Source organism: Luteitalea sp. (assembly GCF_044337415.1).
Classification (GTDB): Bacteria; Acidobacteriota; Vicinamibacteria; order Vicinamibacterales; family Vicinamibacteraceae; genus Luteitalea.
The window spans coordinates 1-11525 of sequence record NZ_JBIINP010000132.1 but is presented as its reverse complement, the minus strand read 5'-3'; the positions used below and the strand labels follow the sequence as shown (position 1 = coordinate 11525).

Here is an 11525-nt window from a genome sequence, read left to right as displayed (position 1 = left end):
CACTGGGAATGTCGACCACACGGGTCATCTCGGAGCGGGACATCATCCGGAATCGGGCGGCCGGGTACGAGCTCGACGCGAAGGGCGACGTGAAGAACCAGGAGTGGGTGGCGCCCTCGCTCAACCGACTGGCGGATGGCGCGCTCTACTTCTCGGTGAAGGACATGGCCGCGTGGGAGGCCGCGCTTCACGCGCGACGGTTCATGACGGCCGCGAGCTTCGATGCCTGGTGGACACCAGTCGCGCTCGCGGGGCAGACGACGTATCCCTACGGCTTCGGCTGGAACATCTCGCATCAGCGCGGGCACGCGCTGATCGAGCATGGCGGCGCCTGGCAGGGCTTCCGGACGGCCATCGCGCGATACGTCGATCAGGGCCTGACCGTCATCGTCCTGACCAACCTGGGACAGGCGCAACCAGAGGTGATGGCCCACGAGATCGCCGGGATTCTCGAACCGTCACTGCGCCGGCCCGATCCGGCCAGGAGCGTCGGCGATCCCGACCCGGCGCGCACGACGCGCCTGCGCGAGACCCTCGGCGCGTGGGCGGCGTTCCAGCGAACACCGGCGATGGCGACGGGCCTGGCCGAGACGGCGTCGGGAAGCCGGCGGGAGGCGGGCCGGCGGCGGTCGACGGGGCAGCGCCTCGCGGAGATGACGGCCTTCCGGTATCTCGGCGAGGACGACCGGTCGGCGCGACCGGTACGGCTGCGCGGGGAATCGGTCGTCCGCGTCGTCTACTACGCGCTCGACACGAAGGACGCGCGCCACGCGTTCCGGTTCCAGCTCACGAGTGACGGACGGGTCGTGGACTTCGACAGCGAGGAACGCTAGTCGAGGCCAACTGCGGCCAGGGTCCGCAGGCGTTCAGTCCTCGGAGTCGTCTGCACCGAGCGCCTCGATGTCGGCCAAATCCTTCAGGCGTCCGGCCGCGCGCTTGTTCCTGATGAACTCACGGCGCCCGAGGAACGGCAGTTCGCGAGTGCCGCAAGCGCCGACAACGCGTCCGCCCCACGCCTCCTCCCACGACAGGCCGGAGACCTCGCTCATGACATGAATCTGCATCGGTTCGACACCCATCTGCAGGATCCGGGACGGGTCCACGACATCAGCCGGGCGCAGTGACTCGACGGGGAAGCCGAAAGACGCCAAGGCGGTCAAGAGCCGCTCGCCATTGGCCACGGTCGGCCGGATGAGCACGTCGATATCGCCCGTGAACCGCGGCACGCCGTGGAAGGCGAGGGCGTACGCGTCGACGATGAGGAACTCAACGCCGTGGGCGTTCAAGCAACCGAAGAACTCGTCGAAGTCTGGCGCCAGCTCCACCATGCTGCCTCCGCAGGAACTCGACAGCCGCCAGCCGTTCGCTCGGACTGCGCTGCAGCCAGTGCCTGCGCGCCTCGTCGCCGTCCGCGTGCTCGGCCGACGTGCGCAGGCTGACCGTGCGCTGCAGGGTGACGTCCACGCCCGAAGTATACGAGAGGCATCTCGCACGGCGGCACGAGTCGGCCCCGACGGCCGGCTCGTGCGCCACGCGCGAGGTCAGGCCCGACGCGCTCGACGACGGGTCGCCGTGCGCCGCGGACTGCGACCGGCCTCGATCAGTGCGATCAGGCGGTCGACGGCCTCCTCGACGAAGGCCGGATCCTCGGCGTGCAGGTCGCGCTCGACCACCTCGATGGTCGACGGCAGCGCCGCCTTGAGCGCCTCGAAGTAGGCCTTGTCGCCCTTCGGATCGTTCATCGGCCCGCCGGGCATCGCGTAGCTGCCCGTGCCGAGCTTGGGAATCATCAGCACCGCGTTGCCGGTCGTGCCTTGCAGGCGCTTGCCAATCTCCCTGGCCACCGTCCGCAGTTCCTTCACGTTGAGGCGCGGCGCGAGCACCACCTCGTTGTGCCAGACGTGCGCGTGGTCCTTCCAGCGATCGGGAAGCTGGTGCGGCGTCGACACGAGGATGCCGAGGTGCTCCGAGCCGCCCGGGCACAGCACCTGCGGCAGGCCGAGCGGCCCCGCGACGGTGAGCCGCTCCTTGCCGCCGGCGCGCAGGCCGTGGAACAGCTCGTCGCTGATCTCGCCCATCGCGTAGTCGAAGACGGCGCCGATGATCCCCTGCTTCATCATCAGCTCCATCGCGCGCCCGCCGGTGCCCACCGCGTGGAAGACGATCGACTCGTAGCCGCGCTGGCGGAACAGCTCGATGGCCAGCATCGTGCCGCGCGTGAGCACGCCGAGGTTCGAGATGCCGATCAGCGGCTTGGCGCCCTTGGCGCGCGCCGTCTTCAGCCCGACCTTGACCTGCGCCATGCCGTGCGCCGCGCCCGCCGCATTGGCGAGCACCTTCCGCATGAACAGGTTGAGGCCGAGGATGTCGCCCACCGAGAACATCATCGTGATGTCGGAGATGCCGACGTACGAAGACGTGTCGCCCGAGGCGACGGTGGAGACCATCACCTTCGGGAGCCCGTACGGCAGCGCGCGCATCACGGCGGTGCAGGCCGCGGTGCCCTGCAACCCGCCAAGGCCGATCACGCCGTGCACCTCGCCCTTCGCGATCCGCTTCAGGAGCAGCGCGGTCGCGCCCGCGGCCATCACCGGCTGCGACGCCTCGCGCGACTTGCCGGCCTGCAGGTCGGCCAGCGCCGTGCCGCCGGCGCGCGCCACCTGCGCGCGCGTCAGGTCGGCCTTCGTGGCCGGCGCGTTCATCACGCCGATGTCGACGAGCAGCGCGCGGCTCCCGAGGGCCTCGAGCTGCTCGCGGAGGAACTCCGCTTCCTGGCCCTTGGTGTCGAGCGTCGCGAGGACGGCGATGACCTTCTTCGGCATGGGCATGTCCTAGCGGTTGTCGGGGAACCGGAGCGCCTGGAATTCCTTCGCGGCAGCCGAGACGGCCTTCTCGATCGGCAGGCGCTCGGTCGAGGAGCCCGTCCAGAAGCCCTCGCACGACGTGTGATCGAGGATGTACTGCGCGTCGGCCGGCGCCTCCATGGCGGCGCCATGCGCCACCAGGATGATGTCGGGCTTGATCTTGCGCAGCTTCTGGTTGGCTTCCTCGGTGCGGCGCGCCGTCTCCTCGATGGTCTCGCCCGAGTCGTAGCCGCGCAGGCCGCCCTTCGTGGTGCCGGCGTGGAAGCAGAAGATGTCGGGCTGCGCCTCCTCGACCATCTGGATGCTGTCCTCCTCGTCGAAGGCGAGCCCGATGGTCACCATGTCCATCTCGCGGCCGAGCTTCAGCAGGTCGATCTCGTTCTGCAGCGTGATGCCGGCGCTGGTCAGCACCTTGCGAATCTCGCTGCCCTTGTCGACGTACGAGATCGACGGGCCGATGTTGGACACCGAGTGCACGCCCATGCGCAGGCAGTCGTCGAGCACCATGCGCATGTCCTTCAGCGGGTCGTTGGCGTTGAGGCAGGCGCAGATGAAGGCGTCGCCCTTGATGGCCGGCATGATGTCCTCGCGCGTGTAGTCGAGGGTCTGCTTGTTCGAATCGAGGATCGGCCACAGCATCGACATGGTGCCCATGCCGTTGGCGCGCAGCCGGGCGCCCGAGAACGTGTTGATGCAATCCACGCCGGCCGCCTCGAGCAGCTTGGCGACGAGGCCGCTGCCGGCGCTCGCGATGTGGATGGGCAGCCGCTTGGCGACCTTGGCGCGCAGCTTGGACAGGATCTCGGTGCGGGATGTACGCGGGACGATCACGGGAGTGCCTCCGGGAGTCGGGAGTCGGGAATCGGGAACCGGCAGTGGCAGGCCACGTGGCACTGCCCGACGCATCCGGGTCGGCGCGATTCTACGATGGCGGGTCCACCTCGTGCGCGAATGGTCCTGATCCGACCATTTCGTCAGCGGCACGCATGACTTGTCATGACCCCTGGCATCAGGAGCCTGCTCAGGGCCGGATTTTCAAGTCATCAGGCCTGGCACACCACTTGCTTCTACCGGAGGTGCTCCCCCCAGGAGTGTGTTTGTGACGCTGAAGACCCTCGCCCTTGCCTTGCCCTTGGCGCTCGCTCTCGCTGGAGGGCACGCCGAGGCCGGCAACCTCGTGCTCAACGGCAGCTTCGAGAACGGCCTGAACGGCTGGACGTTGACCAACGCCCCCGGCAGTTACTCGGTGGCCACCATTCTCTACGGCGCGGCGCAGCCCTACCCGATGGGCGCGTTCAACGAGGCCGTGCCCACGCACAACGTGCCGACCAGTTCGCCGGACGCCCCCGGCCAGCGCGCGGCCTACTTCGTGTCCGACTTCTCGAACAACGAGACCCTCTCGCAGTTGGTCTACATGACGCCCGGCGTCTACCAGATCGGCTTCAGCACGTACGCGCCGCGCAACGGCTACGCCAATGCGGGGGATGCGGCCTTCGTCGGCCGGATTGCCGGTGTCGACCTGGCCAGCTACAACGTCTCGTCCGGTCCGGTCGGCACGTGGCAGACCTTCGCGGGCACCACCACGATCACGTCGGCCGACTTCTACAACCTGTCCTTCAGCTTCCAGACCAACCGCTTTCCTTCGAAGGACATCGTCATCGACGAGGTCTACGTGATCGAGACCCAGTCGTCGGTCCCCGAGCCGACCACCCTGGCCCTGCTCGGTTCCGCGCTCGTTGGCGCGGGTGTGCTGCGTCGCCGTCGTCGCTGAGTCGCTCAGGCCTCGTGTGACGAGTGCGCGGGCCGCCCGCGTGCTCGTACCCACGGGGCGACCCGACGCTCAGTGGTCGAGGACGTCCCTGGACACGAGGCGCGAGGACCTCCTCGCGCGGCGTCCTTCATTCACGTCAGCGCGTGAGGGCCCTTCCCGGGCGGGCGGCCGTGACCGCGCCGTCGCGCCAGACCGGCGCGCCGTTGACCCACACGCTCCGGACGCCCACCGGCAGGGCGCGGGGCGCCTCGAACGTCGACTGGTCGACGATCGCGGCGGCATCGAACAGGACGAGGTCGGCCTTCTTCCCGACGGCGATCCGGCCGCGGTCGGCCAGGCCCAGGCGGTCGGCGGGGAACGAGGTCATCTTCCGGATGGCCTCCTCGAGCGCGAGCCAGCGCTGCTCGCGCACGAACCGCCCCAGCACGCGCGGGAACGTGCCCGCGCCGCGCGGGTGGTTGTTGTTGACGCCACCGTCGCTGGCCACCATCACCCAGGGCTGCTGGTAGAACGTCTTCAGGTCGGGCTCCGCCATCGTGTGCCCGATGATCCCCACCTCGTCGTCGGCGATGCGGATGAAGAAGTCGATTTCGCTGAGGCCCTCGGCCGCCGCCGCCTCGCTCAACCGCTTGCCCTGGTACTGCGGGTAGCGCGCCAGCCGCGTGAACTGGATGTTCTTGCCGCCGCCCACGTCGTCGAGTGCTTCCTTGACGCTAGCGGGATCCTTGTACTGCTTGTTCGGCACGAGCACCTTCAGGTTCGACTGCCACGCGAGGTACGGGTAGGCATCGGCGGTCACGTCCACGCCGCGGGCGCGGGCCGCCTCGACGAGCGCGACGACCTCGCCGGCCTTGCCCCACACCCCGACGGTGCCGAGCTTGATGTGCGTGATCTGCGCCGGGATGCCCGCCCGCTCGCCGATGGCGATCGTCTCCTTCACGGCGTCCATCACCACGTCGGCCTCGTCGCGGATGTGCGAGATGTAGACGCCCTTGTGCTGTGCCGCCGCCTTCGCGAGCGCCACGACCTCGTCGGTGGCCGCATAGCTGCCGACCACGTACTCGAGGCCCGAGGAGAGGCCGAAGGCCCCGGCCTTCATGCCGGCGTCGACGAGTGCCGCCATGCGCGTCACTTCGTCGGGCCGGGCGACGCGACGGTAGTCGTCGCCCATCACCTGCGTGCGCACGGTGGCATGACCGACGAGCGTCGCCACGTTGACGGTGGACGGCGCCGCGCGGCGCGCCGCCAGGTACGCACCGATGTCTTCCGGCGACGAGCCGTCCGGGCCGACGAGCACCGTCGTGATGCCCTGCGCGACCTGCGTCGCGGCCGCCGGATCCGTCGCCAGTCCGTCGGTCGAGTGGTTGTGGACGTCGATGAAGCCAGGCGCCAGCACCAGCCCGCGTCCGTCGACGACCTGATCGCCGGACTGCGGAGCCTCCGCGCCGACGCTCACGATGGTGTCGCCCACCACGCGCACGTTGGCGGTGCGCAGGGGCGTCCCGGTGCCGTCGGCCACCTGCGCACCGGTGATGACCAGGGCCGTGGGCGACTGCGCGGTCGTGCCCGCCACGCCCCAGACCGCTAGGGCCAGGGCGACCATGCCGATCGAAGCTGCGAAGAGGCGACGCATTCGCACGTAGTCTAGTGGAATCGTGCGCGTGTTCGGACTCCTCGTCGCCCTGCTCTCGTGCGTCGCGTTCGGCGGCGCGCGCGTCCCCCTGCACGCCCGCCAGGACGCACGCGACCCGGTGGTGGTCAAGGTCGTCGGCGAGGGGCACAAGTTGCTGCTCGACGGCGATGGCCGGGTGTTCGGCTGGGGCGACTTCCGCAAAGGGCAACTCGGACCGTCCGGGGGCGCCACGAAGCTCGACGCCGGATACAGCCTGCCGGTGGCGATTGCCCTGCCGGAACGCGCCATCGACATCGCGGCCGCCAGCGACACGTCCTACGCGGTGCTCGAGAGCGGCATCGTGGTGGCCTGGGGTGCCGGATCCAACGGGGCACTCGGCAACGGCGCGGTGCGCGGCCCCGATGCCTCGAAGCCGTGGGAGGGCGGGTCCCCCACCCCCTCGCGGGTCGGCACGCTCACCGAGGTCACCGCCATCGCCGCGGGTGGCAGCAACGCGCTTGCGCTTCACGCCAACGGCACGGTCTCCGCCTGGGGACCGCGGGACGCGGGCCTCATCGGTGACGGGCGCGGGCGCAAGACACACGCCGACCCTCCGGCCCCGATCGCGAGCCTGCCGGTGCGCGTGCCGGGCGTCAGTGAGGCCATCCAGGTGGCGACGCACGGCTCGCACGCGCTGGCGCTCCGCAAGGACGGACACGTGCTGGCGTGGGGCTCCAACGCATCCGGTGCGCTCGGCCGCGAGCCTCGCCAGGAGATCGCCATCGACGCGGCCGCTGAGGTACCCGGCCTCACCGATGTGGCAGCCGTGGCGACCGGCACCGGTGTGTCGCTGGCGATGAAGCGCGACGGCACGGTGTGGGTGTGGGGCGCGAACATGCACGGGCTCTTCGGTAACGGCGACCGGACGGACCCGCCGGGCGTGGGGTACGGCTACGAGTTGACGCCCCGGCGCGTCCCGGGTGTCGCCAACGTCGTGGCCCTGTCGGTCGGTCTCACGGGTCGCCATGCCCTGGCCCTGCTCAAGGACGGCACGCTGCGCGGCTGGGGCAACACCGACTGGGGCCAGATCGGCGCGGGCGTGTCGGGCACGTTCCAGTTGACGCCGGTCACCCCGAAGATCACCGGGGTGGTGCGAGTGATGGCTGCCGGCAACAACTCGTTCGCGGTGCGCACGGACGGGTCGCTCTGGGGGTGGGGCGCCGGCGGACGGACCGAGCACCCGTTCAAGGCCAACACGAAGGTGCCCCAGCGAGTGGACCTCGCGTTGCCCCGCTGACCCTGGTGCCCGCACGCACGCCGCGCAGGCACGGGCCTCAGGGCCAGGCGAGCGCGGCGCCAGTCGCAGCCGCCAGTGCGATCAACAGGCCGCCGACGTACAGGCGGAACGACGGCGCCCCGAAGGCCAGGGCGATGCCGGCCTTGAGCAGCGTGTTGGCCAGCACGCCGATGGCGATGGCGGTGGCCGCGGTCTCGAGGGAAATCGCGTTGGCCACGTCGCGTGCCATCGACAGCGTCAGCGCGTCGACGTCGGTCAGTCCGAGGACGGCCGCGCTGGTGTAGACGCCGACCGCGCCCCCCGTCTCGCGCGCGAGATACACCAGCATCAGCACGCCCTGGAACAGGACGGCCATCTGCATCGCCGAGGCGAGTTGCAGCGGGTTGTCGTCTGGCTGGGCGCGCACCGACGGATCGTCGCGGCGGGCCAGCCAGCCGCCGACGGCCACGGCGAGCCAGGCGACGGCGGCCGGCGCAGCGAGCTCACGGGCCAGCACCGGCGCGAGCGGCGCGTTCAGCACGGCCGTGGCGGCGAGCACGCGCGGATACAGCACGGCGTTGGCGGCGATGGCCCCGACGGCCAGCGGTCGACCGAGCGACGGGTCAACGCGACTCAAGCGGGCGAACGTCCAGGTGACATTGGTCGACGACAGCAGCCCACCGGCGATCCCGCTGAGCAGGTAGCCCTGGCCGGGTCCCACGGCCTTGCGCAACACGTGGCCGAGGAAGCTGAGGCCCGAGAAGAACAACACGAGCGCCCACAGCTCGCGCGGTCGGATCCCGCCGACCGGCCCGTACGGCCCCGCCGGCAGTAGTGGCAGCACCACCAGCGCCATCACGGCGAAGCGCGCCGCCGCCTGCAGATCCATGTCGGCGATACGCCGCACCCACCCATGCAGTCGCGTCTTCTCCACGAGCAGCAGGCTGGCAATCGCGACGATGGCGCTCGCCACGCGCACCTGCCCGAACCCGGAGAGCACGCCTGCCGTGATGACCACGAGGGCCGCGACCTCGGTGGTCCCGTCGACGTCGGCCACGCTGGCCCGCACGTAGCCGGCCACCACGAGACCGACGGCGCCAGCCAGCAGCAGGGCCGCCAGCCAGGTCGCGCCGAGCGTCCAGAGCCAGCCGGACAGCCCGGCGATCAACCCCAGCATCGTGAAGGTCCGGATGCCGCCGAAGTGCGCCTGCGGGCCGTCGGCATGCCCCGACCACTGCCGCTCGACGCCGATGGCGGCGCCGCCGAGCGCGGCGATCAGGAGATGGATGACGTGGGGTGGCAGCACGCCCGGCATTGTCGCGCGTTCCGGTGCGACTGGCGTGCCGTGCGCCGCAGGCGCGAGAAGTGGCACGATGCGCGCCATGACCGACACCGAGCAAGGCCGGGACCTACCCGCGAGGCTCCAGACCCTTGCAGAACGAGCGGCCCGTGCCCTGCTCGAGTCCGATGCCGTGGTCGCCGTACGGTCACCAGCCTGGTGGCGGCGCCTTCCCCGCAAGGTGGCGGTGGTCCTGCTCGTCGTCCTGCTCGCGCTGGCCGGCATCACCTGGCGGCTGGGGGGCCTCACATCGACGGCCGCCTCCCTGCTCCGCAAGGAGACCCGGGTCAACATCCCTGCCAGCGACACGATCCGGCTCCTGGCCGCCCGCGTGCTCGCGCGTCGCACGGTGCCGGCCGACACGCTCGCGGCCCTGGCGCGCCAGGCGCACCTGCTGGAACCCGACGATCCGCTGCGCCCACACGTGCTGACCGCCATCAGCCGCACCACTGGCGTCGACATCCCCGACACCCTGACGCCGCCGGAGGTGCTCGCGCGGGTCGATGCAGCGGCAGCGCGCGCCACCGGACGGACGCTCGGGCCTCGGGGCGTGATCGACTGGCGTCCGCTCGACCCGTACTTCGCGATCACGCTCGACGAACTGTCGGGCGTCTCGGGCGTCCCTCGGGCCGTGGAGGTCTTCAACGGCATGCAGCCGCCGGACGGGCTTCCGTCGAGCGAGTGGTACCTCGACGAGTTGGTCAACGCCTTCGACGACCCGCGCCCCATCCCGTTCGTGATTGTGGCCAGCAGTTCGCGCGACGACTGGGGCCCCGTCGCCATGGCGCCCGACGACGTTCCGCCGCACGCGCGACGCCTGCCGGCGCGCACCATCGGCGAGGCCCTCCGCATCGGTCTGTGGGGATTCGACGCCTACCATCCCGGCGACCCGGCGATCGACCCGCGAACGTGGTGGCAGGAGGTCGCCCGACAGCACGGCCTCCCCTCGTTCGATCCCTGAGCGTCCTGCGGCGCGCAGGGGTGCTCGCCCCCGGGCCGCCCCGCGGCGTGAATGAGCCGCCGGCCTGCGGGCCGTGCCAGACAGGCCTGCCCGCGATCAAGTCGGCTGAGGCAGGGTGCTACACTTTCTCGCCAACACATGAACAGTGTCGATGTCCTGCAGTTGGTGACGGCGTCCTCGTGCCTCACCCTCGCGCTGGTGCATCTGCGCATCTGGTTCGGCGAGCGGACCACCTCCAGTCACCTCGGCTTTGCCATCGTTGCCGTCGGCGTGGCCGGCTTCGCCCTCGCCGAGGCCGGCATGGCGCGCGCCGCCACTGCCGAGCAGTTCGGCGCGATGCTCCGACTGGTCCACCTGCCGATCTTCGCCATGGTGGTGGGCATCATCCTGTTCGTCAGGGACCTGTTCCGCACGGCGCGGCCCTGGCTCGCCCATGTGGCGTGGGTGTCCAACCTGGTCACGCTGGCCGCACTGGGCACCAGTCCGTACGGCGACTACGTAAGCATCCACTCGCTCGAGCGCACCACGTTCCTCGGCTCGGACGTGACGGTTGTGTCGGGCGAGACGAGCGCATGGCACTGGGTCGGGCAGGCCGGCTTCGTCGTGCTCACGGTCTTCGTGGTCGACGCTGCCTGGCCCCTGTGGCGCAGCGGCGATGCACGACTGCGACGACGGGCAACGCTGATCGGCGGCAGCCTCGTGCTGTTCGTCGTCTTCGCCGCCGGCGAGGCGGCGCTCAACTTCGCCGGCATCCTGCAGCGCCCGCTCCTCTCCGCGCCCTTCTTCTTTCCCGTGCTGATGGCGATGGGCTTCGAGCTGAGCGACGACGTGCTGCGGGCCTCCCGCTTGACGCGCGCCCTGCAGGAGAGCGAGTCCGCGTTGCGCGAGGTCGCCTCCGAGGCGCAGCGACTCAGCGGACGGTTGATCCATGCGCAGGAGGAGGAGCGCAGCCGTATCGCCCGCGAACTGCACGACGACCTCTCGCAGCGCCTCGGCGTGATGTCGCTGCAGCTCGACCTGCTTCGGCGCAGCACCGACGTCGCAGCGCGCGACACGCAGGTCACGCGGCTGGCGTCCGACATCAAGGGCATCGCCACCGAGATCCATGCGCTGTCGCACCGACTCCATCCGGCCAAGCTCGACCAGCTCGGCCTGACGACCGCGACGCGCGCCTGGTGCCGCGACATCGGCGTCGAGAGCGGACGGCTCATCGACGTCCGGACGGAGGACGTGCCGGCCAACCTCGCGCCAGACACGGCGCTGTGCCTCTATCGCCTCCTGCAGGAGACGACGCGCAACGTCGCGCGTCACAGCGGCGCGACCAGCATCGAGGTGACGCTCGCGCGCGAGGGCAGCGACCTCAGACTCGTCGTCCGCGACAACGGGCGCGGCTGCGACGTCGCCCGCGCCGAGCGATCCGGGGGCCTGGGCCTGGTGAGCATGCGCGAGCGGGTCCGCTCGCTGGCGGGCACGCTCACCATCGCCTCGTCGCCAGGCTCGGGCACCCGCATCGAGGCGCGTGTGCCGATCGTGCTGCGCGACGACGACGCGCGTGGGGAGGTGGCCGTCCATGCATCCGCGTAGGTTCCGGATCCTGCTGGCCGACGACCATCCGATCCTGGCCGACTCGCTGCGCATGGTGCTGTCGCAGCACTACGACGTGGTCGGCAGCGTCGGCGACGGCCACGCGCTCCTGAAGGCC

At 70.6% G+C, this 11525-nt stretch carries 10 protein-coding genes; 5 read left to right on the top strand and 5 right to left on the bottom strand.

Features of this window, described 5'->3' with window-relative positions:
• The coding region (locus ACIRDX_RS16120) for a serine hydrolase domain-containing protein (RefSeq protein ID WP_396626460.1) at positions 1-833 on the top strand (833 nt) is incomplete at its 5' end.
• 33 nt (positions 834-866) lie between these two features.
• Here ACIRDX_RS16120 and ACIRDX_RS16115 read toward each other — a convergent pair.
• The 3 genes from ACIRDX_RS16115 to ACIRDX_RS16105 form a co-directional block, all read right to left on the bottom strand.
• Entirely contained in the window at positions 867-1328 is a 462-nt protein-coding gene (locus tag ACIRDX_RS16115) for a hypothetical protein (protein WP_396626459.1), read from the bottom strand.
• 213 nt (positions 1329-1541) lie between these two features.
• Positions 1542-2822: a Tm-1-like ATP-binding domain-containing protein gene (locus ACIRDX_RS16110; RefSeq protein WP_396626458.1), complete on the bottom strand. Its 1281-nt coding sequence runs from the start codon at positions 2820-2822 to the stop codon at positions 1542-1544.
• Positions 2823-2831: 9 nt separating this feature from the next.
• Positions 2832-3695 carry a phosphoenolpyruvate hydrolase family protein gene (locus tag ACIRDX_RS16105; RefSeq protein ID WP_396626457.1) on the bottom strand — a complete coding sequence of 288 codons (864 nt, stop codon included), beginning with the start codon at positions 3693-3695 and terminating at the stop codon, positions 2832-2834.
• Between the two features lie 268 nt (positions 3696-3963).
• On the opposite strand from ACIRDX_RS16105, the gene ACIRDX_RS16100 reads away from it, so the two are divergent.
• Positions 3964-4635, top strand: a complete 672-nt coding sequence (locus tag ACIRDX_RS16100) for a PEP-CTERM sorting domain-containing protein (RefSeq protein ID WP_396626456.1) — start codon at positions 3964-3966, stop codon at positions 4633-4635.
• Positions 4636-4771: 136 nt separating this feature from the next.
• Here ACIRDX_RS16100 and ACIRDX_RS16095 read toward each other — a convergent pair whose 3' ends face one another.
• Positions 4772-6268, bottom strand: coding sequence for an amidohydrolase family protein (locus ACIRDX_RS16095; RefSeq protein ID WP_396626455.1), 1497 nt, complete (start codon positions 6266-6268; stop codon positions 4772-4774).
• A 28-nt stretch (positions 6269-6296) separates the two neighbouring features.
• Here ACIRDX_RS16095 and ACIRDX_RS16090 point away from each other — a divergent pair, with 28 nt between their 5' ends.
• The gene (locus ACIRDX_RS16090; protein WP_396626454.1) at positions 6297-7544 is read left to right on the top strand and encodes an RCC1 domain-containing protein; all 1248 of its coding nucleotides are present in this window, start codon (positions 6297-6299) and stop codon (positions 7542-7544) included.
• 37 nt (positions 7545-7581) lie between these two features.
• Here ACIRDX_RS16090 and ACIRDX_RS16085 read toward each other — a convergent pair whose 3' ends face one another.
• On the bottom strand, positions 7582-8829 hold the full coding sequence (locus ACIRDX_RS16085; RefSeq protein ID WP_396626453.1) for an MgtC/SapB family protein: 1248 nt from the start codon (positions 8827-8829) through the stop codon (positions 7582-7584).
• Positions 8830-8905: 76 nt separating this feature from the next.
• Here ACIRDX_RS16085 and ACIRDX_RS16080 point away from each other — a divergent pair, with 76 nt between their 5' ends.
• Together ACIRDX_RS16080 and ACIRDX_RS16075 are read left to right on the top strand one after the other, a co-directional pair.
• Positions 8906-9823, top strand: a complete 918-nt coding sequence (locus tag ACIRDX_RS16080) for a hypothetical protein (RefSeq protein WP_396626452.1) — start codon at positions 8906-8908, stop codon at positions 9821-9823.
• Between the two features lie 138 nt (positions 9824-9961).
• Entirely contained in the window at positions 9962-11407 is a 1446-nt protein-coding gene (locus ACIRDX_RS16075) for a sensor histidine kinase (protein ID WP_396626451.1), read from the top strand.
• Positions 11408-11525 lie beyond the last annotated feature (118 nt).

Coding starts and splice junctions, on each gene's coding strand:
- ACIRDX_RS16110 (WP_396626458.1), bottom strand. CDS start 2,822: ATGCCGAAGAAGGTCATCGCCGTCCTCGCGACGCTCGACACCAAGGGC.
- ACIRDX_RS16095 (WP_396626455.1), bottom strand. CDS start 6,268: ATGCGTCGCCTCTTCGCAGCTTCGATCGGCATGGTCGCCCTGGCCCTA.
- ACIRDX_RS16075 (WP_396626451.1), top strand. CDS start 9,962: ATGAACAGTGTCGATGTCCTGCAGTTGGTGACGGCGTCCTCGTGCCTC.
- ACIRDX_RS16115 (WP_396626459.1), bottom strand. CDS start 1,328: ATGGTGGAGCTGGCGCCAGACTTCGACGAGTTCTTCGGTTGCTTGAAC.
- ACIRDX_RS16080 (WP_396626452.1), top strand. CDS start 8,906: ATGACCGACACCGAGCAAGGCCGGGACCTACCCGCGAGGCTCCAGACC.